Origin of the sequence: Prevotella sp. (assembly GCF_051059605.1) — a bacterium.
Classification (GTDB): Bacteria; Bacteroidota; Bacteroidia; order Bacteroidales; family Bacteroidaceae; genus Prevotella.
Genome location: NZ_CP050883.1, coordinates 3236936 through 3263352 on the forward strand (window position 1 = coordinate 3236936; position 26417 = coordinate 3263352).

Consider the following 26417-nt stretch of genomic DNA (forward strand, 5'->3'; position numbering starts at 1 on the left):
AATTAAAATAGAATTTATGAATAAGGGATATAAAATATTTTCCGGCTTCCTTGGACTACTGCTCCTTACAGGAATGTCAGCTAAAGCTAATAAGACAGATGGTATAATGTCTAGTACAGAAGATTCTGTAAAGGTTAAACCAGCTGTACAGAAAGCTCCTGAACATAGCGTCATTGACGAAGTTGTTTGGGTTGTAGGTGATGAACCTATTTTGAAGTCTGATGTAGAGCAGATGCGACTGCAAGGTGAGATGGAAGGCGTTAAGTGGGGAGGTAATCCCGACTGTACTATTCCTGAACAACTGGCAGTGCAGAAATTGTATCTTCATCAAGCCGAGATAGACTCATTGGATGTTACAGAATCTGATATCGCAAGTAGCGTAGATCAACAGATTAATTTCTGGATTAATTCAGCTGGTTCACGTGAGAAACTTGAAGAGTATCAGGGTAAGACTGTAAGTCAGATGCGTTCAGACTTGCATGATGATTTCAAAAATCGTCAGTTGATAGAAAAAATGCGTCGTAAACTTGTTGAGAATATATCTGTAACACCATCTGATGTACGTAAATATTTCAAGGATTTACCACAAGACAGTATCCCTTTTGTGCCTACTGAGGTTGAAGTGGAGATTCTTGTTCGTCAGCCACGTATCCCACAGTCTGAGATAAACAGAGTAAAAGACCAACTTCGCAGTTTTACAGACCGTGTAACAAAGGGTGAAACTTCTTTCTCAACTTTGGCACGTTTATATTCAGAAGATCCTGGCTCAGCACGACAAGGTGGAGAAATGGATTATACAGGTCGTGGAACTTTGGATCCAGCTTTTGCGAATGTAGCTTTTAATCTTACTGATCCAAAGAAGGTTTCAAAAATTGTTGAGTCAGAGTTTGGTTATCATATTATCCAACTTATCGATAAGCGAGGTGATAAGATAAAGGTACGCCATATACTTATTAAGCCAAAAGTGTCAGATAAAGAAGTCAATCAGGCAATAGGTCGTTTGGATTCAATAAGCAATGATATCAAGTCTAAGAAATTTACTTTTGAGGAAGCATGTTCATATCTTTCTGAAGATAAGGATACTCGCAACAATCATGGTCTTATGGCATATAACGATAATCAGACTGGTAAAGTAACATCTAAGTTCCAGATGAAGAACCTTGCTACTGAGGTCGCAAGTGTTGTTGATACAATGAAGATAGGTGAGATTTCGGCTCCTTTCAAAATGATAAACTCAAAAGGAAAGACTGTTGTTGCTATTGTAAAGCTAAAAAGTAGGATAGAAGGTCATCGAGCTAAGATAACCGAAGATTTCCAGACTATGCAGGATGTCGTTGAGGCTAAGGAGCGTGAAAAGAAACTCCACAATTGGGTCGTTAATAAGATTAAGCAGACTTATGTCCGCATGAATCCACGATATAAAGATTGTGATTTTGAATATCAAGGATGGGTTAAGTAAATGAAGTTTAGCAATATAATACGATATATCTTCGGGCATAGAATCGTCGTTCCGGCGGTTTTGTGCCTGTTTGGACTAAGCATATTTCAAACGATCGGTGCTGCTGGTCGTAAGGCTAAGCGTGTGAATATGGATGACAGGGTGTATCTTGTTCATGCTGATATCCTTAAATTCGACCAATTTGGTCCTAATCCAGATGCGCAAATAGTAAAAGGGCGTGTGCATTTTACTCATCAAGGTGCAAGCCTTTGGTGCGATAGTGCATATTTCTTTCAGGGATCTAATTCTGTAAAGGCTTTTGGACATGTACGCTATGTTCAAGGACGTGAATTGTCATTGGTTGCCAAACGTGCTTCTTATGATGGTATGCGCCAATTATTAGAAGCTCGAAATAATGTCGTGCTTCATCATGGTACTAAGGTCCTTTATACAGATAGTCTTGATTTTGACCGTTTCAATAACTATGCTTATTTCTTTGAGGGTGGGCGTCTTGTTGACGGAAAAGATCGCTTATCGTCAGACTGGGGAGATTATAATACACAAACTCGTGAGGCAGTTTTCTGGTATAATGTAAAGATGCATAGCAGTAATCGTATCATTACCACCGATGAATTGCATTACGATACCAAGAAGTCTATCGCACATGTTGTTGGTCCAAGTAAAATTGTTCAAAAAGGTAGTGTCATAAATACCTCTGATGCATATTTTAATAGTAAGACTGATAAGGCGGAGATGTATAGTCGTTCAACTGTTACCGATAAGAATAAGGAAATCACAGGAGATAGTCTTTTTTATAATAAGAAAACAGGACTAGCACGCGGTTATGGCAATGTGGTTTATGTAGACAAAAAAAACAAGAACCAACTTCTAGGTCATCGTCTTGTTTATAATGAAAATACTGGTCGTGGATGGGCGACAGGTCATGCGTTAGCAAAAGAATATTCCCAAAAGGATACTCTTTATATGCATGCCGATTCAATGAAGATCTATACATTCAATATAAATACAGATTCTGTATATCGTAAGGTGCATTGCTTTAAGCATGCAAAGGTTTTCCGCAGTGATGTTCAGGCTATATGTGATTCTCTGGTTTACAATTCAAAGGATTCATGTATGACCATGTATAAAGATCCTATTGCGTGGAATACAGACAGACAGATATTGGGTGAGGTAATAAAGGTGTATTTGCAAGATAGCACTGTGCGTGAGGCACATGTTATAGGTCAGGCGCTAAGTATTGAACTTATGCCCGATAAGAAACATTACAACCAGCTATCAAGTAAGGTGATAACAACTTATTTTGTAAAGGGAAATGTTCGTAGAGTGGTTGCTTCCGGAAATGTGAAGACTATATATTATCCTGTAGATGATAAGGATTCCACTCTTCAGGGATTAGTTTATACAGAGACTGATACGATGAAGCTTTATATTTCTCCAGAAAGGAAACTTCAAAAGATATGGACTCCGAAGAATGAAAGTGTTATGTATCCGATGACACAGATTCCTCCAAATAAATATAAGCTTCCTGAATTTGCATGGTTTGATAACTTGCGTCCAACAGGTCCGGATGATGTTTTCTTATGGCGAGGAAAGGGAGACAATAATAAATTGAAACCGGTAGGTCGCAAAAAAGCACCGTTACAGAATATTGCCAATACAGAGAAATGAGTTGATAGAAGCTGTCGAAGGTAAGGCATTAAACATGTATGAAAATATATGGTTAAGCGCAATGAATGATTTCTATATGCAAAATCTTCGCCACGAAATTGATATGCTTCCTAATGCAGTATTGATAAAAAAGTTTTATGCAGGCATTCTCTTAGGTAATGCCATATACATCTCGTTATGTACGTAGGAAGGAATCTGTAATTGTTTTGCCATTATGGTGACGTTCACTTTCCTTATTGTGCTGTTTTGTCTTGTTTTAATATTTTTACTTTAACGACATTTTATGAGTGACATAATACAGTTATTGCCTGATTCTGTAGCTAATCAAATTGCTGCGGGTGAAGTTATTCAGCGACCAGCCTCTGTTATTAAGGAGTTGGTTGAAAACGCTGTTGACGCAGGAGCTAAGAATATTAATGTTCTTGTTGTTGACGCAGGAAGAACTTCAATACAGGTGATTGATGATGGTAAGGGTATGTCAGAAACTGATGCCAGATTGTCTTTCGAACGTCACGCCACATCAAAAATTCGTAGTGCAGAGGATTTGTTCTCTCTTCATACAATGGGCTTTCGCGGGGAAGCTTTAGCTTCTATTGCAGCAGTGGCGCAGATAGAGTTAAAGACTCGTCAATCTTCTGATGAGATCGGTACTCTTCTGTCTATTTCTGGTAGTAAGTTTACTGGTCAGGAGCCATGCTCTTGTCCTGTTGGAAGTAATTTTTCGATAGAAAATTTATTCTATAATGTTCCTGCACGTCGCAAATTCCTCAAATCGAACTCTACAGAACTTAATAATATCATAACAGCTTTTGAGCGTATAGCATTGGTTTATCCCGATATATCTTTCACTTTGCATAGTAATGGTACAGAAATGTTTAATCTTAAAGCTGGTGTATTACGCCAACGCATTATAGATATATTCGGTAAACGTCTTAATCAGGATTTGCTTTCCGTAAAGGTTGATACTTCAATGTGCAAGATATCAGGATATGTTGGCAAACCAGAGTCTGCACGTAAAAAGGGGGCACATCAGTATTTTTTCGTCAATGGTAGGTATATGAAGCATCCTTATTTTAGTAAGGCAGTGATGAATGCTTTTGACCGTTTGGTTCCTATGGGCGAACAAGTTCCTTATTTCATCTACTTTGACATTAACACAGAGGACATAGATGTAAATATTCATCCTACAAAGACTGAAATTAAGTTTGAGAATGAGCAGGCAATATGGCAGATTCTTTCTGCATCTGTAAGAGAGGCTGTTGGCATGTTCAATGATGTCCCTTCAATTGATTTTGATACTCTGGGACGTCCAGATATCCCTGTTTATAATCCGGAAAATAATGTATCTGCTCCTAAAGTGCAGTTCAATCCAACATATAATCCTTTTAATACGGGGGGTAGTGCACAGCCTCAGACAAAATCGGTTGACAAATGGGAAAGCCTTTACAATGGATTAAAAAGTCAGGCTAGCCAGGATAATGATTTATTTACTTCGAAGATGGCGCAACCTTCTCAAGAGGTAGATGATACTCCAATAGAAAATGTTATAGCAGAAAAATCTCCGGCACATTATCAGTACAAAGGTTGTTATATCATGACGGCGGTAAAGTCGGGACTTATGATTGTTGACCAGCATCGTGCTCATTTGAGAATACTTTATGATAAATATCTTGAGCAGATGAAGAATAGAGAGGTGCCTTCACAGAAGGTATTGTTTCCTGAAAGTATTCATCTTTCTGCAACAGAGGATGTTACCTTGAATAAGATAGAGCCCGAAATGATCAAACTCGGTTTTGAGATTACAGCTCTTGGAGGTGGTAGTTATGCGATAAATGCAATTCCTGCAGGAATAGAGGGATTAAACGTAGTTGAACTTTTGCATGATATTATTTTGTCGGCACAGGAAAAAGCTGGCGATATAGCCGATGAGACAAACAGTTCTTTAGCTTTAACCCTTGCGCGAAATGCCGCAATTCCTTTTGGACAGGTGTTGAGCAATGATGAAATGGAAAATATATTTAATAGTCTCTTTGCATCGTCAAATCCTAACTATACTCCCGACGGTAAAAATATTTTATGTATACTGAAACAGAATGAGATAGAACATTTGTTAGGATAAAATATTTTTTCATAAATTGTAAAACTTTTAATAAAAAAGATATAATTATATAGAATTTGTATTATCTTTGCGATATAAACTTATATTTACAAATAATACGGCTTATGAAAAAACTATTAATGACTTTGGCCTTAGTAGGATGCTCTTACGCTTCTTTTGCACAGGATACTCAACCTGTATTGAAGCATAGTGTTTCAACTAATTCTTTTTGGAGTAACTGGTTTGTACAACTAGGTGGTGATTACAACTCTTGGATCTCAAATCAGGAGCATGGTCTTGGATTGAATAAAGGAGATAGTTACGGATTGTTTGATAGTGAGCGTACAACTTTCGGCGGTGCTGTCGCTATCGGCAAATGGTTTACTCCTAGTATAGGATTGCGTACTAAAGTACAGATGTGGAAAGCAAAGCAGGTTGGTCCTCAGGTTTCCTCAAATAAGTTTGATTATTGGATGCTCAACGAACATATTATGTTCAACTTGAGTAATATGCTTTATGGTTACAATCCTAATCGTGTCTGGAACCTCACACCGTTTGTTGGTGGTGGTATATCACGTAACTGTAATTCTAATCTTTATGCTATGCAGCTTAGTGCTGGTATTAATTCATCTTGGAAGATTTGTAATAAACTTAGTGTATATACAGAACTAGGATATAACAGATTGGAAAATGATTTTGACGGTGTACAGAATGGTGGAAAGAATAATAGCCGTGGATGGAATGCTAAAGATAATAATCTCTATGCTGAAGTTGGTATCACTCTGAACTTAGGTAAAGGAATGTGGAGCAAGTCGCTTGACGGTGATGCTATAAACTCGATGTCTCAGTCTCAGCTTGACGCTCTTAATGCGCAGTTGGCTGATTTGACAAATGAGAACGAACAACTTCGCAAAGAGAATTCAAAGAAAGACACTACTACAGTTAAGGTTACAGAAATTAAGAGTGTAAAAGAGTTTGTAACAACTCCTATTTCAATATTCTTCAATATCGGTAAGATTGATATATCTTCTTTGAAGGACCTCGTAAATGTTCGTGCTCTTGCTAAATATGCGATAGAGAATAACTCTAACATTCTTGTTACAGGTTATGCTGATTCAGCAACAGGTACACCTGAAATCAACAAGAAGCTTTCTCTTAAGCGTGCAAATACTGTTGTAAACCAACTGGTACAGATGGGTGTTTCTCGCAGTAATATTAAGACAGCTGTATTCGGTGGATCAGAAACTCTTAAGCCGATTGAGTTCAACCGTCGTGCAACAGTTCAGATTACAGAATAAATCATCGTTATAAAATAAAGGGCTGCAATACCGAATCAACTTCGGTTTGCAGCCCTTTTTTATTTAAAGCCTATTAATTCTACATTACACACATCCGTATGAGCCTCCGCGAAGGAGTGCTTCTCCATACTGTTTCATGCCGATAATGTATCCTCTAGTGATTTTCTTTATCGCTTTTCTAATGCTTTCTACAATCTTTTTCATAATTTTTCCTTTCTCTCAATTTAGTGATTATTACTTTCTTTGTCTCTAAAACTCCAAAGGGAAGTTATTTTCCCATTTGGATCTTGTTGTTCACATTTACTGCTTGAGCAACAATGGCGATTACAATCGCCAATACAATCATTAATGTCATCATAATTTTTCCTTTCATAATTTTTGTGGGTTAATTTTGTTCCCACGTTTGTTATCCTTTTATCCTCTGTAAATCTCTATTTACGATGCAAAGATACTGCCTCTATTTGACATTTGGTATACAAATATATTCCATTTTTATGAATTATGCCAATTTCTTGACATGAGTCAAATAAGATGTGAGATACTGATATCTTTTTGGTTGGCATTACTAAAGCTCTTGATAATCAGTGATATAACAATTTTTAGTAGCCGCACTTGACTAGTGTCAATCGTGGGCATTTACAAATATGGGTATAAACAAATCTGCTTTTTATGCGATATATTTTTTAATAAAAAATATCATTAATATTTGGCGTTATAAAAAAATAGTGTTACTTTTGCACTCGCCTTACAAATGTAAGGGCGTTTAGCTCAGCTGGTTTAGAGCATCTGCCTTACAAGCAGAGGGTCGGCGGTTCGAATCCGTCAACGCCCACTAGAAAGTTTCCCTGCAATCTTTAGAGACTGCAGGGTTATTTTTTTCTTCTAATCTGAAGTTAATATTAAAAAATGTAAAAATAATCTGAGTTATTTGGTACTTTAAAAAAATAACCATACTTTTGCATTCGCTTACAAACGTAAGGGCGTTTAGCTCAGCTGGTTTAGAGCATCTGCCTTACAAGCAGAGGGTCGGCGGTTCGAATCCGTCAACGCCCACAAAAAGACTTAGGAATTTCCTAAGTCTTTTTTTGTTTATGCCTATTTTGTTAATCATTAAAATTATCTAGGGATGTCTTTTTTAATGATATTTATCATTTTGTAGTTAACTTGTCTCACATAAAATCTATATCTTTGCAACATTATTATAATATTATTACGTAATATAGTTATGAATCTTGATTTATTGACTGCCATATCGCCTATCGATGGCCGTTATAGAGGTAAAACAGAACCGCTGGCAAACTATTTTTCAGAGTATGCTTTGATACGTTATCGCGTACGTGTAGAAATCGAATATTTTATCACTTTGTGTGAGTTGCCTTTGCCGCAGCTTGCGTCTTTTGATAAAACTCTTTTTGAACGACTTCGTGATATCTATCGCAACTTTGACGAGGCGTGTGCGGCTCGTGTAAAGGATATAGAGAAAATAACCAACCATGATGTAAAAGCAGTTGAGTATTTTATCAAGGAAGAATTTGATAAGATTGGAGGCTTGGATGCCTATAAGGAATTTATACATTTCGGATTGACTTCTCAGGATATTAACAATACTAGTGTTCCTCTTACTGTAAAGGAAGCCCTTGTTGATGTTTATTGTCCTCAGGTAGAAGAGCTTATTGCCATATTACAGCAATATGCTGATGACTGGAAAGATGTACCAATGCTTGCAAAGACTCACGGACAGCCTGCATCCCCTACACGCTTGGGTAAGGAAATCATGGTTTATGTATATCGTCTCACCGAACAACTTAATAGTTTGAAGGCTTGCAAGATTACCGCTAAGTTTGGTGGTGCGACAGGTAACTATAATGCTCATCATGTTGCTTATCCAGAATATGACTGGAAAGCATTTGGTAACAAATTCGTAAGTGAAAAATTAGGATTAGAGCGTGAACAATGGACTACTCAGATTAGTAATTATGACTATCTTGGTGCTATTTTTGATGCTGTTCGCCGCATAAATACAATAATTATTGACCTTGATCGTGATTTCTGGATGTATATTTCGATGGAATATTTTAAGCAGAAAATCAAGGCTGGCGAGGTTGGTTCAAGTGCAATGCCACATAAGGTAAACCCTATCGACTATGAAAATAGTGAAGGCAACCTTGGAATAGCGAATGCTATACTACAGTTCCTTGCTCAGAAACTTCCTGTTAGCAGATTGCAGCGTGATCTTACTGACAGTACTGTATTGCGTAATATTGGAGTTCCATTGGGACATGGAATCATTGGTATTCAAAGTACATTGAAGGGATTGCGCAAACTTATTCTTAATGAAGACAAGATAGCCGAAGATTTGGATAATACTTGGGCTGTTGTTGCTGAGGCTATTCAGACGATACTTCGTCGTGAGGCTTATCCTCATCCATATGAGGCATTGAAAGCACTTACGCGTACTAATGCTAAGATGACCGAGGAGACCATCCATGAGTTTATCAAAGAATTGAATGTTAGTGACAGTGTTAAAGCCGAGCTTATGGCAATCACTCCACACAACTATACTGGTGTATAAAAACCAGATGTAGATTTATTAGATATTAATTATCAATTTGAAAATAATAACCAGGCCGCGAGGCTAATAAAAATTTTAGAAAATGGATTCAGAATTAGAAAACAAATCTCAGAATCTGTCAACAGAACAGAATGAGGGCACCCGTGAGGGCTACTCACGAACATCAGGAAATTATTCCAACAATTATCATGAAACTGGAAATCGCACACAGCGTCCACGTATTCACAGTCAGCGCACTTATAGCTCAGAACGTACTGACCGTAGTTATAATAATGATAATGGTTTCCGCCCTGAAGGTTTTGGTTCAGGTCTGCAAGGTGATCGTATGCAAAACAGCGATCGTCCACAGCGCAGTTATCAACCACGCCAGCAAGGTGGTGGCTATCGTCCTCGTTATAACAACGATGATAACCAAGGCGGCAGTTACAACCGCGGAAGTTATGGTAGTTCTCAGCAAGGTGGTGGCTATCGTCCTCGTTACAATAATGATGATAATCAGGGTGGTTACCGTCCTCGTTACAATAATGATGATAATCAAGGTGGCTATCGCCCTCGTTACAATAATGCTGATAACCAAGGTGGCTATCAGCCACGCCAGCAGGGTGGTTACAACAACCGTGGCGGATATAATAACAACCGTGGTGGCTATGGTCAGCAGGGTGGTTACAACAACAACCGTGGCGGATATAATAACAATCGTGGTGGCTATGGTCAGCAGGGTGGTTACGACAACAACCGTGGCGGATATAATAACAATCGTGGTGGCTATGGTCAGCAGGGTGGTTACGACAATCGCGGCGGATATAATAATAACCGTGGTGGTTATGGTCAGCAGGATGGTTATCGTCCTCGCACAGCCGATTATGATCCTAATGCAAAGTACAGTCTTAAGAAGCGTATTGAGTATAAGGAAGAGAATATCGACCCTAATGAGCCAATTCGTCTTAACAAGTTCCTTGCCAACGCTGGAGTTTGCTCACGTCGTGAGGCTGATGAATTCATCCAGGCTGGTGTTGTTACAGTAAATGGTGCAGTTGTTACTGAACTTGGAACAAAGGTATTGCGTGCTGATGTGGTTCAGTTCCATGAGCAGCCTGTATCTTTGGAAAAAAAAGTTTATGTACTTCTCAACAAGCCAAAGGATTATGTTACAACAAGTGATGATCCACAGCAGCGCAAGACAGTAATGGATTTGGTAAAGGATGCTTGTCCTGAACGAATCTATCCTGTAGGCCGTCTTGATAGAAATACTACTGGTGTTCTTCTTCTCACAAACGATGGTGATTTGGCTAGTAAGCTTACTCATCCTAAGTTCCTTAAGAAGAAGGTTTACCACGCTTATCTTGACAAGAACGTAACTGCAGCGGATTTGCAGAAGATAGTAGACGGTATTGAACTTGAGGATGGAGAGATTCATGCAGATGCAATAGAATATGCTGACGATATGGATAAGAGTCAGGTAGGTATTGAAATCCACAGTGGTAAGAATCGTATCGTACGTCGTATCTTCGAGAGCTTAGGTTATCGTGTTGTAAAACTTGACCGTGTACAGTTTGCTGGTCTAACAAAGAAAAACTTACGTCGTGGCGATTGGCGCTTCCTCACAGAACAGGAAGTTGAAATGCTTCGTAGCGGTATGTTTGAATAATAGAATAAATTTAAATGAAAAGAACAAAAGTTATCGATGCCCTTAAAAGCATCGAATATGGCAAAGACATTAACGTTAAAGGATGGGTTCGCTCTCATCGTAGTAGCAAAGCTGTTGATTTCATTGCACTCAACGACGGTTCTACCATTAACAATATTCAGATAGTTGTAGATCCATCTATAATGGGGGAAGAACAACTGAAAAGCATCACAACAGGTGCCTGCATCGGTGTTGATGGCATTGTCGTGGAGAGTCAGGGCGCAGGACAAACTGTAGAGATTCAGTGCAAAAGCATTGAAATCTATGGTCTTTGTCCTTCAGACTATCCAATGCAGAAGAAAGGACAGAGTTTTGAATATATGCGCAAGTACGCTCACTTGCGTCTGCGTACAAATACATTTGGCGCTGTGTTCAGAATTCGTCATAATATGGCAATAGCTGTACATAAATATTTCCATGATCATGGATTCTTCTATTTCAACACTCCTCTTATCACAGCAAGTGATTGTGAGGGTGCTGGCGAGATGTTCCAGGTTACTACAAAGAACCTATACAATCTTGAGAAGGATGATGATGGCAAAATTAAATATGATGATGATTTCTTCGGTAAGATGACTTCACTCACTGTATCTGGTCAGCTTGAAGGTGAACTTGGTGCAACAGCTTTGGGATCTATCTATACATTCGGTCCTACATTCCGTGCAGAAAATAGTAATACTCCTCGTCACTTGGCAGAGTTCTGGATGATTGAACCAGAGGTAGCTTTCCTTGAACAGGAAGGACTTATGGATCTTGAGGAAGATTTCATAAAGTATTGTATACGCTGGGCTCTTGATAACTGCAAGGATGACTTGGCATTCCTTAACAATATGATTGATAAGGGACTTATTGAGAGGCTTGAAGGTGTGTTGAAGCAGGACTTTGTGCGTCTTCCTTATACAGAAGGTATAAAGATTCTTGAAGAGGCAGTCGCTAAGGGACATAAGTTTGAGAATGCTGTTTCTTGGGGTATTGACCTTGCCAGCGAACATGAGCGTTTCCTTGTTGAACAGCATTTCAAGAAGCCTGTCATCATGACAGATTATCCTAAGGATATCAAGGCCTTCTATATGAAGATTAATGCAGACGACAAGACTGTTCAGGGTACTGACGTCCTTTTCCCACAGATTGGTGAAATAATCGGTGGTTCTGTACGTGAGGAAAACTATGATAAGTTGGTAGGTGAAATAGAACGCAGAGATATTCCTATGAAGGATATGTGGTGGTATCTTGATACTCGTAAGTATGGAAGTTGCCCTCATGCTGGTTTCGGATTAGGTTTCGAACGTCTTATTCTATTTGTTACAGGAATGCAGAACATCCGTGATGTAATCCCATTCCCTCGTACTCCAAAAACTGCAGAATTCTAAAATGGGCAAAATAATACTAACCGGTGACCGTCCTACAGGAAAGCTCCACCTTGGACATTATGTAGGCAGTCTCCACCGTAGAGTTCAACTTCAGAATTCAGGTGATTTCGAGCGCATGTTTGTTTTTATGGCTGATGTTCAGGCATTGACAGACAACGCAGATAACCCTGAGAAGATTCGTCAGAATATTATAGAAGTTGCTCTAGACTACTTGTCAGCCGGACTTGATCCTGCAAAATGTACTCTGTTCATTCAGAGTCAGATTCCTGAATTGGCTGAACTGACAACTTACTTGATGAATCTTGTCAGTGTATCTCGTGTGCAGCGTAATCCAACAGTGAAGACTGAAATCAAAATGCGTAATTTCGAAGCTAATCTTCCGATGGGTTTCTTTTGCTATCCTGTTTCACAGGCTGCTGATATTACTGCTTTTAAGGCAACAACTGTTCCTGCCGGTGAAGATCAAGAACCAATGATAGAGATTACTCGTGAACTTGCACGTCGTTTTAATCAGACTTATGGTGAGGTTTTGGTTGAGCCAAACATAATGTTACCAGAGAATGCTACATCTCGTCGTCTTCCTGGTACAGATGGTAAGGAGAAGATGAGTAAGAGTTTAGGTAACTGTATTTATCTTAGTGATGATGCTGATTCTGTATGGAAGAAAGTAAAGGGCATGTACACAGACCCTACTCATCTCAATCTAAGTGATCCTGGACATGTAGAAGGAAATGCAGTGTTCACCTATCTTGATGCATTCTCAACAGATCAGGATTTTGCTGACTTCTGGCCTGAATATAGTAATCTTGAAGCACTAAAAGATGCCTACACACATGGTGGAGTAGGCGATATGAAGTGCAAACAGTTGCTGAATAGCGTAATCAATCGTATGCTTGATCCTATTCGTGAGCGTCGTCATGAGTTTGAACAGGACATTCCTGAGATTTTCAATATCCTCAAAAAGGGTAGTGATGATGCTCGTGCTGCAGCCGCACAGACAATGGACGAGGTAAGAAAGGCAATGCAGATTGATTACTTCAATGATGCTGCTTTGATCAAGCAACAGACAGAGAAGTATAAAAAGTAATTAATTCGTTGTTTCTTCTTATATTAAGATGAGATGATTTGAATGAAATATAAATAATAACCCCGATGCAGTATTTACCGCATCGGGGTTGTTTTTTATACTTTGTGTATTATCTTTTATGCAAGGTGAAGACCATCGTCAGCCAATTTTATCATCTTCTTCTTGTAAAGGTCGCCAACAGCTTTCTTGAAAACCTTTTTGCTGACATGAAATTGACGTTTAATCTCTTCAGGGTCGCTCTTGTCGTTTAGCGTGCAGTAACCGTCATTATTCTTAATGTAATCAAGTAATGTTGTTGAAAAGTCTTCTGCTGCAGCAATACCAAGTGGCTGTAACGATAGGTCTATCTTTCCGTCAGGACGCATGTTGCTCACGTATGCCTTCATGTGGTCACCTGTGTGAACATACTTAAATATCTGATCTTCATAAATCAGTCCTGGATATGAGTTGTCTACGATAACCTTGAAACCTAAGTCTGTCTTCTGCCATATTAGAATGTCAGTTTCAGAACCTCTTTGCAGTTCGCAAGTGTCATCCGTTTCTTGCATATAATGTTCAATCTTTGCGCTGGCAACAATACGGTAGCTGTCTTCGTCAATATGTATGTGAACGATATAACTATCGCCAATCTCCATGCGCTTTTTCTGTTCTCTGAACGGGCAGAAAATATCTTTGGTCAGTCCCCAGTCAAGGAATGCTCCGTATTCATTCACCCATGAACATTTCAGATATGCGAAATCACCTACCTTCGCAAATGGCTTTTCAGTTGTAGCGATTGGTCTTTCGTCTTGGTCAAGATATATGAAACATTCTATCTCGTCACCAGGTTTAGTTCCTTCGGGTACATATTTCTGTGGCATAAGAATTTCTCCTTCACGACCTGCATCAAGATACATTCCGAAAACTTCGCCAAAACCTTCACGGCGGGCTTCTTCTTTTACACGTAGGAGATTGTATTCTCCAAGTTTTATTTCTATTGACATAATTTTTTTTGTTTTACTTGATATAAGCATCAACCACTTTGCGTGCTGAGGCTTATGTCATTTTGTTAATTAAATGGTTGTGCTCTCAGCATTCTCCACATTCTCTTGATCATCCAGCAATCCGTCTTTCATGTGTATAGTGCGGTCGGTGATTTCAGCAAGTCCCTCATCATGAGTTACGATGACGAATGTCTGACCAAATTTATCTCTCAGGTCGAAAAATAACTGATGCAGTTCTGTTTTATTTTTTGAGTCCAAACTACCAGATGGCTCGTCTGCAAGAATAACGGCTGGATTGTTAACCAAAGCTCTTGCCACTGCCACACGTTGCTTCTCACCGCCAGACAGCTCAGCAGGCTTATGGTTAGCTCTGTCGCTCAATCCCATGAAATCAAGCAGGTCGTTAGCTCTTTTCATCGCTTCTTTGTTGCCCTTTCCTGCGATATATGCGGGAATCATAATATTTTCAAGTGCAGTGAACTCAGGCAGAAGCTGGTGAAACTGAAATACGAAACCAATATGCTTGTTTCGGAAATCGCTGAGCTTCTTTGTTGACAAAGTACTTACGTCAACTCCGTCAATCGTGATAGTACCTTTGTTTGGCTTGTCCAGTGTGCCAATAATCTGCAATAGAGTAGTCTTTCCCGCGCCAGACGGTCCGACTATACTTACTATTTCGCCTTTTTTAATATGTAAGTCTATGCCTTTTAATACTTGTAGGCTTCCAAAACTTTTTGTTATGCCTTTGATATCTATCATAATATTTATATTTAATTCTTGTTTTTATTCTTTATCATCCATTGTCTGAAGAACTGGTATGGACTGTGTTCTTCAGAAAGTTGTAGTTTCGTGAATGTCATTCCCGACGTATCCCCATATTGGTCAGGGAATATTATCATCAGACTGTTACTGTTGAAAAATCTGGTAAGCTGTTCTGGAAGGGAATCAAATGATGGTATATATGATATAGTTCCCTTTCTGGCTGTGATTACAACAAACAGGTGATCATCGTTGACATTGATTGCCAATTTAGGTAGCTCATCCCAATCTTCAAAGGCTACATATTCCGCTCTAACGTCAGTATGTCTGTTTTGTACGTATTCGTTAATCAGCGAAAGTGTACCTCTGTTGCCGTGAAACTGTATTCTGCAATTCAGATTTGCTGCCATTCTTGACAGCCTTTCAAGCCATCTGTAGAATCCTGGTTCAAATTCGGCCTTCTTTGGTACAGCCACCTGTATTCTTCTGAAAGTGTTGATTGGTTGCAGACATCTTACGATCATCAACTGCCTTGATATGTCACTGAACAGGTTTTGCGTTATGTTTCCCCAGAAATTTTTGTAGTTTCCGTGGCATTCGTGCATACCCATTATAATTTCTGATGCTGAATATTCTTTAAAAGCATGTGATATTCCGTTACTAATGTTAGTAGCTATTCTGCTTTGTACTATCATTCTCACGTTGGCAGCATTTGCTGTCATCTCCATATATTCAAGCGTGTTTCTTCCTTTTTCTTGGTTATACGCCAGATTAAGGTCGTCAAGAACTACGTTAAGTCCAATTATTCCTCTGTTAAGTTTGGTGTTTCTCATCATTATACCAATCTTCACCAGTTCATTGGCTGTTTCTTTTTGTTCCACAGGGATAAGGATCTTCTCATCATCGGCAGTTTTATCCTCGCTAATCTTATTCTTGTTTGTAAGTGCTATTTTGCGCGCAGCTCTTTCGGTAGTAAACGAACTGAATATACATGTCACAAGAATCAGAATAATCGTACCGTTGAGTACGTCATCATTAAGCAGCCTTTGACCGTTGGGAAGAATTATATTGTATCCCACCAACACTGCTGCAAGAGTTGCTCCAGCCTGTGCGTTACTTAATCCGTATATCAGTTCGCGCTCAATGCTCTTCATGTTGAATAGCTTTTGCGTGGCTAGTGACGCAAGCCATTTACTTGATAATGCCACTGCAATCATCACCCCTGCAACCTTTAGTGTGCCGAAGCCTGCGAAGATAATGTTTATGTTAATCAACATGCCAACGCCGATAAGGAAATATGGAATGAAAAGAGCATTGCCTACAAACTCAAGGTGTGTCATCAGTGGCGATATGTTTGGCACGTATCGGTTCAATACTAGTCCCGTGAGGAATGCTCCGAGCAATCCTTCCATACCAATAAAAGCCATCATTCCTGCTCCAAGAAATGTCATTGCAAGTACGAATATGAATTGTGTAACGTTCTCTTCATATCGTTGAAAGAAGTATCTTGCCATTCGTGGAAAGAAATATATGATGATAAAGAATACGATGCAGAGTTTTATTGCCAGTATAAACCAAAACAAGCCATTAACTTCTCCTTTGAACATTCCACCGACAATGGCTAGAACAAGCAATGTCAATGTGTCTGTAATGGCTGTTGCCCCAGCGGCAATTGTTACACTTCGTTGTTGAGACAATCCGTATCTTAATACTATAGGGTAGGCTATGAGTGTATGTGATGCATACATACTCGCAAGAAGTACTGATGTGAGAACTCCATATTTCAGTAGCGACGTATTGAGCGCAAAACCAATAATCATTGGTATTGCGAATGCTAGAATACCATGTGTTGAAGTTTTTATTCTATTTTTCTTGAAGTCGGCCATGTTCATCTCTAGTCCAGCGAGAAACATGATGTAGTAAAGTCCTACTTTACCGAACAATTCAAACGAGCTGTCGTGTGATAATATATTGAAACCGTGCGGTCCGACGATAACTCCAGCCAGAATCATTCCTATGAGATGCGGAATACGCAATTTGCCCATTAGGATAGGGGCAAACAGAATGATACATAGGACGATGAAGAATATCCACGTCGGATCTGTTATCGGTAGATATTGCGATATATTTTGCATAAAAGCTGCACGATTTATAAATGATAATGCAAAGGTGCAAAAAAAATATCACTTTTGAATGATATTAATATGAAAAGTTGTATTTTTGCATCTGAAATTAGATTAATTTTTTAAAAGATATCAATATGAAAGTAGCAATTGTTGGCGCAAGTGGAGCCGTGGGACAAGAATTCCTACGTATTCTTGCAGAAAGAAATTTCCCAATGGATGAACTCGTTTTGTTTGGCTCTAAACGCAGTGCCGGAAGTAAATATAATTTTAAGGGAAAAGACTACGAGGTTAAACTTTTGCAGCATAATGATGATTTCAAAGATGTTGATATCGCATTTACTTCTGCTGGTGGTGGAACTTCTGAAGAGTTTGCAGAGACCATAACTAAATATGGTGCAGTGATGATTGATAATTCAAGTGCATTCCGTATGGAAAATGATGTTCCTTTGGTAGTGCCAGAGGTTAATGCTGCAGATGCTCTTGACAGACCACGCAATATTATTGCAAATCCAAACTGCACAACTATCATGATGGTTGTTGTCTTGAAACCTATCGAGGATATCAGTCACATTAAGAAAATCCATATATCTAGTTATCAGAGTGCAAGTGGAGCTGGTGCTGCAGCAATGGCTGAACTCCAGCAGCAATATAAGGAATTGGTTGAGGATGGCGAGGTTAAAACTATCAGTAAGTTCCCTCATCAGTTGGCTTACAACGTGATTCCTCAGATTGACAAGATGACAGAGACTGACTATACAAAAGAAGAGATGAAGATGTATAACGAGACTCGTAAGATTATGCACAGCGATGTTCGCACAAGTGCCACTTGCGTACGTGTAAGTTCTCTTCGTTCTCATTCTGAAAGTGTATGGTTTGAAACAGAAAAACCTATAGATGTTGCTGAAATACGTAAGGCTCTTGAGGTTGCTTCTGGAGTAACTCTTGTAGACGATCCACAGAACTATGTATATCCAATGCCACTTGAAAGTGCAGGAAAGGATGATGTTTACGTAGGTCGTGTTCGCAAGGACCTAGCCGATGATAATGGTAATACATTATGGTTAACAGGTGATCAGATTCGTAAGGGTGCTGCCCTGAATGCTGTTCAGATTGCAGAATATCTTATTAAAGTAGGAAATGTAAAATAACGCTTGTGGCGTATTTGCGGATGATCGTGAAAACAGTATCCTACCGACTCAGTATTGATGTCGGGACAGAATACAGTTTTCACGATAATTCTAAAACCACCGATAGGTATCGTGTTTAGAAATGTCGGCTTATTGTATGTACTGTTTCTAAGCAAATGTTATGTTTAGGTTATGCAATCCTCATTTGTTGGGAAAATAGTCAAAATCTTATATGGTTTGAAAACTAATTATTATCTTTGCATATTATGAAAGAAATATATCTAGCCGGAGGATGTTTCTGGGGAACAGAACATTTCTTCAAACAAATAGACGGAGTATTAGAAACAAAAGTTGGATTTGCAAATGGACAGACTGAAAATCCGACTTATAAAGAAGTGTGCACTGATACAACTGGCTTTGCTGAAACAGTATATATTAAATATGATGAGAAGAAAATAAGCCTGGAGTTTTTACTTAATATGTACTTCAAAGCGATTGACCCGGCAAGTGTAAACAAGCAAGGTGGTGATTGTGGTACACAATATCGTACTGGTGTCTACTATACATCCGAAGACCAGCTTCCTGTTATAGAGAAGGTTTTTGATCAACAGCAAAAAGAATTATCCCAACCAATAGCCGTTGAAGTTAAACCTCTACAGAATTTCTATGCAGCTGAAGAATATCATCAAGATTATTTAGATAAAAATCCAAATGGATATTGTCATTTGCCTTTAGCACTATTTGAATTTGCTAGAAAGGCGAAGGATAAGGGAACTTTATAATCAAGGCTTTAAGTAATAATTTACTCGAGAATATTACTCCCTCTCACAATTTTCCGTTTAGAATGGGAATGCGTTTTGACGATATAATGCAAACTTTATGTCGTAGAAACGCAAACGTTTGATCGATGTAATGCAAATGTTTGATCGTAGAAACGCAAACGTTTGATCGTGAAAACGATTTTATAATAGCAGCCACTTAATTCTATCATCTGGACTTTTTAATAAATATAGTGTCTGTGTGTCTATGGCTTGATTATCAGTTATATACAAATGATAATATTAAAAACAAGTGACGGCATAGGAGCTGCTTTTTCTGCTTTATATCGATGAAACGCAAAATGGTTCATCATTCAGAGGCGTTTTTTACTCTCAAGTAAGATGCGTTTCTATATAGAAATGCAACGGTCATGAAAAAATAGCTGATTTTGTTTCTTTAAAATTTATCGACACTTGCTTTTGTGCTAAAACCTATCTAAATCGCTGGTAGTCAGCTAATCGACAATCCGACACTTGTTTTTTGAAAAAGCCTAAGTGTGCGCGCATGTGCGTGTACATTATATAAGGAATACTTTTTGTGCGTGTTATTTTTACTTCCGTCTTTTTATAAAGCTGTAGCTAATATTCCTATATTATTTTACATGAAGCCTTTAAATAAAGGGTATGCTGATGTGAACGTTGCTTCGTAGTTTCAAAAAATGAAAAGTGTAGGGAAGAGCATCTATATGATATAACAAAGAGTAATACCTTTGTATACCATGATATGATATACGTGTTTTATTCAAATAAAGACAGTATATCAAACTTTATATAAAAAATTTTGCAAAAATAACAGAAATATAGAATATACGTGCAACTTTTTCGACGCATTTGCGTCTTAATATAAAACAGCAAACTATATACGTTGCCGAAAGGTAATAAATATACGCTAAAAAACGATTGTAAGAATAATTTAATAAACAAAAATATTCAAAGCAAAGCAGTAAAGCCTGCTTGCAAATGGATGACAAATATTTCGGCAGGGAGTATTCTCTCCACTTCCTGTCGGATATTTGTTTTTTTTGTTTAATAAATATAGTTGTTAGTTATCGTATTAAACTTTATTTGTTTGGACAAATTAAAACTTCAATAAAATATTTGTTTGGGTAATATTGTTTTTATATATTTGCAGATACAAGAGATGGGAAAGTCAACATGTTGGCTATGCTCTGGTAATAAAATATAATATGAGTACTGTAATATATCCTTCACCAATATTCGGCCCAATTCATAGTCGCCGACTTGGTATTTCATTAGGTATAAACCTTATGCCGGCTGACGGTAAGGTATGCACATTTGACTGTATTTACTGTGAATGTGGATTTAATAAACAACGGATTCCTATGCAGAAACGCCCAACAAGAAGCGAAGTCGCTTTAGCTCTGGGAAAGAAACTGAAGGAAATGCACGCACAGAATGTTCATCCAGATGTGCTTACCTTTGCAGGTAATGGAGAACCTACGACTCATCCTAATTTCTATGATATTATTTGTGATACAATAGAACTTAGAAATCAATATTGTCCGGAAGCAAAAATAAGTGTGTTGAGCAATAGTACGTTTATTAATAAAGAAAGTATAAGAGATGCGCTGATGCTGGTTGACAATAATATACTGAAATTAGATACAGTCGACCCCGAATACATAAAACGTGTTGATCGCCCTACTCAAAAATCGTATGATGTCAGTAATATTATTGATAATCTAAAACTCTTCAACGGGCATGTGATAATACAGACTATGTTTTTGAAGGGTAAGACTGTTGATGGCATAGATGTTGATAATACTGGTGAAAGATATATTAGACCTTGGCTTGATGCAGTATTAAGTATTCAACCACAGGAGGTTATGATATATACAATAGACCGTGAGACTCCTGATCAAAAACTTGAAAAAGCGACGCATGCAGAATTAGATGCAATCAGAGATAGAGTGATTGTCGCTGGGATTCCTTGTTCTGCATCATATTGATACAGTGTTTTATGGTAGTGAATTTATAGAAACAAATATATTCAGCTTATGAAAACAGATGTAACTACAGTTTCAAATCTTGTGCTGGATAGGTATCTAGGCAGGTGGTATGAGATTGCCCGAATAGACAATCGTTTTGAGCGTGGCATTAGTAATGCTTTTGCAGAATATTCGCTGAATCCTAATGGAACTATCAAAGTAGTAAATTCTGGTGTTGATATAAAAACCGGTAGAATGAAGAGTGCTGTCGGAAAAGCAAAGACAACCTCTGTTCCCGGACTGCTGAGAGTATCTTTTTTCTGGATATTTTATTCTGATTATAGAGTGCTTGCAGTAGATGAAAACTATAATTGGGCTTTGGTGGGTGGAAGCTCATCTAAATACTTATGGATACTATCACGGATATCAAAATTATCAGAAGAAGATATGGCTCTAATAATATCTGAAGCTTCACGTAGAGGATATGATACAAGTAGGTTGATTTATCCTTGGAAATAATAAACTAAACTTAGTTCTATTAAGAGTTAATTGCTGTTAAACTATTGTGTTATCATCACTTTTACACTATCTTTGCAAGATATTTGGTGTAATACACTCTTTTATTAAATGGGAAAGAAACGTAAAACATCCCGCAATCGTCACGGATTGCAGGTTATAACTTTGTGCATAAGCACTGCAATGGTGCTTGTCTTATTGGGTATGGTAGTATTTTCTGTGCTTACAGCCAGAAACTTATCTACTTATGTTAAGGAGAACCTTGTTGTAACAATGATGCTTCAGGACGATATTACAAATCCTGAGGCACAGCAGTTGTGCAGTATGATTCATCATCGTCCGTATATAAATAAGATTACATATATCAGTAAGGAAGCTGCTTTGAAGGAACAAACAGAGGCTATGGGCACAGACCCTTCTGAGTTTATTGGTGCTAATCCGTTTCTTGCTTCAATAGAACTCCAGTTGAAAGCCGACTATGCCAATACTGATTCATTGAAATGGATAACAAAAGAACTGAAAAAATATCCTAAGGTTGGTGATATAACATATCAGCAGGCATTGGTAAACAGTGTGAACGATAATCTGCAAAAGATTAGTCTCGTACTTCTGGTGTTGGCAGTATTGCTCACATTTGTATCGTTCTCTTTGATAAACAATACTGTTCGTCTTGGAATATATGCGCGCCGATTCTCTATTCATACAATGAAACTAGTTGGAGCGTCATGGGGCTTTATACGTTATCCTTTCGTGATGCGTGCTATTGTTGTAGGTATGATAGCTGCTTTTGTTGCTATTGCCGTGTTGGGAACATGTTTATATGCCCTCTATAGCTATGAACCAGGAATATTGACCGTCGTTACATGGGAAATTGTTGCTATTACTGCTATATCAGTGTTCTTGTTTGGAATCATTATTACAGCAATATGTTCAAGCCTTTCTGTCAACAAGTTCTTGAAGATGAAGGCTGGTGACCTTTATAAAATCTGATAAATTAAGAAATAAAAAACTAGAAAATAATGGATAAGAAGAATTTTGCTTTCGACAAAACCAACTTTATCTTGTTGGCTGTCGGTGTGGCTATTGTCATAATTGGGTTTATTCTCATGGGTGGTGTTGGTTCTACAGAGAATACATTTAATCCAGAAATATTCAGTGCTATGCGCATAAAGGTTGCTCCAGTAGTGTGCTTCGTAGGTTTTATATCTATTATCTACGCTGTCATCCGCAAACCTAAAGACGAAAATAACGCTGCTGAATAATGGATTTAATACAAACAATCATCATTGCCATTGTTGAGGGTTTGACAGAATTTCTGCCGGTGTCATCAACAGGTCACATGATAATAACTCAGAATTTATTAGGTATTCAACAGGGTAATCCATTTGTTCATGCCTTTACTTTCATTATACAGTTTGGAGCAATCCTGTCTGTTGTATGTTTATATTGGAAAAGATTTTTTCAAATGAGAAACTATGAGGAATTTGTCAGTAAGATGAAATTCTATGGTCTTCTTATCGTTGGAATTATACCAGCTATGTTTATCGGCTTGGCTGCAAAGAAATCAGGATTGCTAGACTGGCTGCTTGATAGTGTAGAAGTTGTTGCTGTTATGCTTGTGCTAGGTGGTATCTTTATGTTGTTTTGCGACAGGATATTCAATAAAGGTAACGACGATAATAAGGTTACTTGCCGACGTGCTTTCTTTATAGGGCTGTTTCAGTGTCTTTCTGTTATTCCTGGAATGAGTCGCAGTATGTCGACGATAGTTGGTGGAATGCAGCAGAAACTGACACGTAAGAATGCAGCTGAATTTTCTTTTTTTCTTGCCGTACCAACTATGGCAGGAGCTACACTGCTTGACTTGATAGAAATGTTCGGCGAAGGTACAACATGGGCTACATCGCATAACATAATGCTATTAATAGTAGGAAGTGTTATCGCTTTTTTCGTTGCTTTGCTTGCAATGAAATGGTTTGTAAGTTTCCTTACCAAATATGGTTTCAAGGCATTTGGTTGGTATCGTATTGTTGTTGGATTAATAATATTGATAATGCTTTTAACAGGGCATTCACTAGTAATGGCTAGCTGATGGATAAGGATTTCAAGGCTGGTGAGGTGTTTGCAATAGACAAGCCTTACCGCATAACAAGTTTTGGTGCATTGGCGCATGTGCGTTATGTGCTTTCACATGAACTTGGATATAAAGTTAAAATAGGTCATGCAGGAACGCTTGATCCTTTGGCAACAGGGGTTCTGATATTGTGTACCGGTAAGGCTACAAAAAGAATAGAGGAATTTCAAGGTCATACAAAAGAATATACCGCTACTTTGCAGTTGGGTGCTACAACGGTGAGCTATGATATGGAGCATGAGGAAAATGAACATTTCCCTACAGAACATATCACTCGTGAACTTATAATCAGTAAGCTCCAACAGTTTATTGGCGATATAGAACAGGTTCCGCCTACATATAGCGCAGTGAAGATAAACGGAGATCGTGCTTGTGACTTGCGCCGTGCAGGAGAAGAAGTAACGCTGAGAATCAAAAATGTACATATTGATGAGATTGAGGTGACTGATTTCGACGCAGAAAAAATGCTACTCAGTATTCATGTAGTATGTGGAAAAGGAACTTATATACGCGCTTTGGCACGTGACTTGGGGCGTGCACTGGGTAGTGGGGCATATCTTACTGCATTGAGACGTACCAGAGTCGGCGATTTTACAATAGATAAATGTCTCGATTACGAGCAAATAAAAGAATGGTTAGTACAAACTGATAAATAAATATGAAGTTATCACAGTTCAAATTTAATCTGAATAAGGAGCAGGTAGCCCTGTATCCACACAATTTCACTCGTGAATTCACCAATGATGATGGCACCAAGGAAACTTTAAAGGTGACTCGTCGTGATGAGAGTCGTCTGATGGTGCTTCACAAAAAGTCAGGTCAAATAGACATGTTCAAAAAGGATGCTGATGGCAAGCCTATTGAGGGTGAATATCTTGATTTTCGTAATATACTCGATTATTTCGATGAAGGTGACACCTTCGTTTTTAATGATACAAAGGTCTTTCCTGCACGCCTTTATGGTACAAAGGAAAAGACAGATGCAAAGATTGAGGTGTTCCTATTGCGTGAACTCAATGAGGAGATGCGCTTGTGGGATGTTCTTGTTGAGCCTGCTCGCAAAATCCGTATAGGAAACAAGCTGTTCTTTGACGAGACTAGTACAATGGTTGCTGAGGTTATTGATAATACAACTAGCCGTGGTCGTACACTTCGTTTCCTTTATGATTGTGATCATGACGAGTTTAGAAATGATTTGTTCGCACTAGGAGAGTCTCCGTTGCCACGTTATATTATTGATAACCGTGAGAGTAATCATGCTACACCTGAGGATTTGGAAGATTTCCAGACGGTATATGCCAAGAATGAAGGAGCGGTAACAGCTCCTGCAACAGGATTGCACTTTAGTCGTGAGCTGATGAAACGTATTGAAATACGTGGTATCAATGATGCTTATATAACATTGCATTGCGGACTAGGAAACTTTAACCCTATCGAGGTTGAGGACTTGACCAAACACAAGATGGATTCTGAGCAGATGGTTATTACGGCAGAAGCTTGTGAGTTGGTAAATAAGACAAAGAAAAGCGGACATCATGTCCTTGCTGTTGGCACTAGTGTTGTCAAGGCAACTGAAACTGCTGTCGGTACAGATGGTATGTTGAAGGAATACTCTGGATGGACAAATAGGTTCATCTTCCCTCCATTTGATTTTGGTTTGGCTGACTGTATGGTTGCCAACTTCTATCATCCATATTCCACATTACTTATGTCAACAGCTGCTTTCGGTGGTTATGACGCAGTTATGGAATGTTACAAGATTGCTCTAGCAAACGGTTATATGTTTGGCTGCTATGGTGACTCTTTGTTGATACTCAACGATTGATAATTGGTAGTAACATTGGCTTTACATAAAGTTTACCTAGGTTTGGGCTCAAATATAGGAAACCGTAAGCGTAACATGCGTGAGGCGGTTGAATACATGGAAAGCATGGTTGGTACGGTGACGCGCCAGTCGGCTCTTTACGAGACTGAGCCGTGGGGGTTTGAAAGTCCCAATCTTTTTATAAATATGTGCGTGTGCGTTGAAACGCCGCTTGCTCCAAGGCAGTTGTTAGAGGCAACCCAGGAGATAGAAAAGCATATGGGAAGAGTGGGAAAGTCGGTAAATCATGAGTATCAAGATCGCATAATAGATATAGATATATTGCTTTATGATGATATGACGGTAGATGAACCCGACTTGAAAATACCTCATCCTTTGATGAAGGAGAGAGATTTTGTCATGACTCCATTAAATGAGATATTGAAAAATAAATAATTATCGGTTTTGTTACAATGTATCAAAACTATAAAGATAAAAAATCCCGCAACTCAATAGAGGTGCGGGATTTTTTTATTCTTAATCCAATAACCAGATTACTTACGAAGACCGAGTTCTTTAATGATAGCACGGTAGCGACTGATTTCGCTAGAGTAAAGGTAATCAAGCAATGCACGGCGCTTACCTACAAGCTGAGTTAGTGAACGAGTTGTCACTTTATCCTTGTGGTTTGCCTTTACATGCTCTGTAAGGTGCTTGATACGGAATGTGAAAAGCGCAATTTGGCTCTCAGCAGAACCTGTGTCTGTTGCAGACTTACCATACTGGTTGAAGATTTCTTCCTTCTTTGCTTTGTCTAAATACATAGCTTTGAAATTGATTAAATTAAGTTGCATCATTACATCCTTCGGGTGTTAAACTGCCTTAATCACAACAGTCACACTCTCGAATGCATCGGATTTTCCGAAATGCGCTGCAAAGTTAGCAATAAAACTTAAAAGTAA

The 26417-nt window shown here is 38.5% G+C and carries 22 protein-coding genes and 2 tRNA genes; 20 read left to right on the forward strand and 4 right to left on the reverse strand.

Going from position 1 to position 26417, the window contains the following annotated elements; genetic code table 11:
• Window positions 1–16 precede the first annotated feature (16 nt).
• From HEQ28_RS12530 to trpS, 10 genes are all read left to right on the forward strand, one after another.
• Complete coding sequence (locus tag HEQ28_RS12530) at window positions 17–1459, forward strand: peptidylprolyl isomerase (protein ID WP_434502919.1); 1443 nt, start codon at window positions 17–19, stop codon at window positions 1457–1459.
• The gene (locus tag HEQ28_RS12535; protein ID WP_434502921.1) at window positions 1460–3127 is read left to right on the forward strand and encodes an OstA-like protein; all 1668 of its coding nucleotides are present in this window, start codon (window positions 1460–1462) and stop codon (window positions 3125–3127) included.
• 283 nt (window positions 3128–3410) lie between these two features.
• Window positions 3411–5246, forward strand: coding sequence for a DNA mismatch repair endonuclease MutL (gene mutL / locus HEQ28_RS12540; RefSeq protein ID WP_434502923.1), 1836 nt, complete (start codon window positions 3411–3413; stop codon window positions 5244–5246).
• 104 nt (window positions 5247–5350) lie between these two features.
• Window positions 5351–6523, forward strand: coding sequence for an OmpA family protein (locus HEQ28_RS12545; protein ID WP_434502925.1), 1173 nt, complete (start codon window positions 5351–5353; stop codon window positions 6521–6523).
• A 757-nt stretch (window positions 6524–7280) separates the two neighbouring features.
• Window positions 7281–7355, forward strand: a tRNA-Val gene (locus tag HEQ28_RS12550).
• 146 nt (window positions 7356–7501) lie between these two features.
• Window positions 7502–7576, forward strand: a tRNA-Val gene (locus HEQ28_RS12555).
• A gap of 172 nt (window positions 7577–7748) precedes the next feature.
• A complete protein-coding gene (gene purB / locus HEQ28_RS12560; protein ID WP_434502927.1) occupies window positions 7749–9095 on the forward strand; it encodes an adenylosuccinate lyase in 1347 nt (448 codons plus the stop codon).
• Window positions 9096–9177: 82 nt separating this feature from the next.
• The gene (locus tag HEQ28_RS12565) at window positions 9178–10743 is read left to right on the forward strand and encodes a pseudouridine synthase (protein WP_434502928.1); all 1566 of its coding nucleotides are present in this window, start codon (window positions 9178–9180) and stop codon (window positions 10741–10743) included.
• Window positions 10744–10757: 14 nt separating this feature from the next.
• Window positions 10758–12152, forward strand: a complete 1395-nt coding sequence (asnS, locus tag HEQ28_RS12570) for an asparagine--tRNA ligase (protein ID WP_434502930.1) — start codon at window positions 10758–10760, stop codon at window positions 12150–12152.
• 1 nt (window position 12153) lies between these two features.
• On the forward strand, window positions 12154–13239 hold the full coding sequence (trpS, locus tag HEQ28_RS12575; RefSeq protein ID WP_434502932.1) for a tryptophan--tRNA ligase: 1086 nt from the start codon (window positions 12154–12156) through the stop codon (window positions 13237–13239).
• 116 nt (window positions 13240–13355) lie between these two features.
• Here the strand turns inward: trpS and HEQ28_RS12580 are convergent, their stop codons facing one another.
• From HEQ28_RS12580 to HEQ28_RS12590, 3 genes are all read right to left on the reverse strand, one after another.
• Window positions 13356–14222, reverse strand: coding sequence for a CvfB family protein (locus tag HEQ28_RS12580; RefSeq protein ID WP_434502934.1), 867 nt, complete (start codon window positions 14220–14222; stop codon window positions 13356–13358).
• Between the two features lie 69 nt (window positions 14223–14291).
• On the reverse strand, window positions 14292–14981 hold the full coding sequence (locus tag HEQ28_RS12585; RefSeq protein WP_434502936.1) for an ABC transporter ATP-binding protein: 690 nt from the start codon (window positions 14979–14981) through the stop codon (window positions 14292–14294).
• An 11-nt stretch (window positions 14982–14992) separates the two neighbouring features.
• The gene (locus tag HEQ28_RS12590) at window positions 14993–17116 is read right to left on the reverse strand and encodes a cation:proton antiporter (protein ID WP_434502938.1); all 2124 of its coding nucleotides are present in this window, start codon (window positions 17114–17116) and stop codon (window positions 14993–14995) included.
• 125 nt (window positions 17117–17241) lie between these two features.
• On the opposite strand from HEQ28_RS12590, the gene HEQ28_RS12595 reads away from it, so the two are divergent.
• The 10 genes from HEQ28_RS12595 to folK all read left to right on the forward strand — a co-directional run bounded on the left by HEQ28_RS12595 (window position 17242) and on the right by folK (window position 25911).
• Window positions 17242–18255, forward strand: a complete 1014-nt coding sequence (locus HEQ28_RS12595; protein ID WP_434502940.1) for an aspartate-semialdehyde dehydrogenase — start codon at window positions 17242–17244, stop codon at window positions 18253–18255.
• Window positions 18256–18500: 245 nt separating this feature from the next.
• The gene (msrA, locus tag HEQ28_RS12600) at window positions 18501–19016 is read left to right on the forward strand and encodes a peptide-methionine (S)-S-oxide reductase MsrA (protein ID WP_434502942.1); all 516 of its coding nucleotides are present in this window, start codon (window positions 18501–18503) and stop codon (window positions 19014–19016) included.
• 1223 nt (window positions 19017–20239) lie between these two features.
• Window positions 20240–21022, forward strand: a complete 783-nt coding sequence (locus HEQ28_RS12605; protein WP_434502944.1) for a radical SAM protein — start codon at window positions 20240–20242, stop codon at window positions 21020–21022.
• Between the two features lie 48 nt (window positions 21023–21070).
• The gene (locus tag HEQ28_RS12610; RefSeq protein ID WP_434502946.1) at window positions 21071–21520 is read left to right on the forward strand and encodes a lipocalin family protein; all 450 of its coding nucleotides are present in this window, start codon (window positions 21071–21073) and stop codon (window positions 21518–21520) included.
• A gap of 108 nt (window positions 21521–21628) precedes the next feature.
• Window positions 21629–22507 (forward strand): cell division protein FtsX, encoded by an 879-nt coding sequence (locus tag HEQ28_RS12615; protein WP_434502948.1) that lies wholly within the window; start codon window positions 21629–21631, stop codon window positions 22505–22507.
• 29 nt (window positions 22508–22536) lie between these two features.
• Window positions 22537–22779, forward strand: a complete 243-nt coding sequence (locus HEQ28_RS12620) for a DUF3098 domain-containing protein (protein WP_434502950.1) — start codon at window positions 22537–22539, stop codon at window positions 22777–22779.
• Entirely contained in the window at window positions 22779–23609 is an 831-nt protein-coding gene (locus HEQ28_RS12625; protein WP_434502952.1) for an undecaprenyl-diphosphate phosphatase, read from the forward strand. The genes HEQ28_RS12620 and HEQ28_RS12625 overlap by 1 nt, the downstream gene beginning before the upstream one ends.
• Window positions 23609–24307 carry a tRNA pseudouridine(55) synthase TruB gene (gene truB / locus HEQ28_RS12630; protein ID WP_434502954.1) on the forward strand — a complete coding sequence of 233 codons (699 nt, stop codon included), beginning with the start codon at window positions 23609–23611 and terminating at the stop codon, window positions 24305–24307. Before HEQ28_RS12625 ends, truB begins: the two co-directional genes overlap by 1 nt.
• Before the next feature lie 2 nt (window positions 24308–24309).
• Complete coding sequence (gene queA, locus HEQ28_RS12635) at window positions 24310–25476, forward strand: tRNA preQ1(34) S-adenosylmethionine ribosyltransferase-isomerase QueA (RefSeq protein WP_434502956.1); 1167 nt, start codon at window positions 24310–24312, stop codon at window positions 25474–25476.
• Between the two features lie 15 nt (window positions 25477–25491).
• Window positions 25492–25911: a 2-amino-4-hydroxy-6-hydroxymethyldihydropteridine diphosphokinase gene (gene folK / locus HEQ28_RS12640; RefSeq protein ID WP_434502958.1), complete on the forward strand. Its 420-nt coding sequence runs from the start codon at window positions 25492–25494 to the stop codon at window positions 25909–25911.
• Between the two features lie 98 nt (window positions 25912–26009).
• On the opposite strand, the gene rpsO is transcribed toward folK, so the two are convergent.
• On the reverse strand, window positions 26010–26279 hold the full coding sequence (gene rpsO, locus HEQ28_RS12645) for a 30S ribosomal protein S15 (RefSeq protein WP_434502960.1): 270 nt from the start codon (window positions 26277–26279) through the stop codon (window positions 26010–26012).
• Between the last annotated feature and the right edge of the window lie 138 nt (window positions 26280–26417).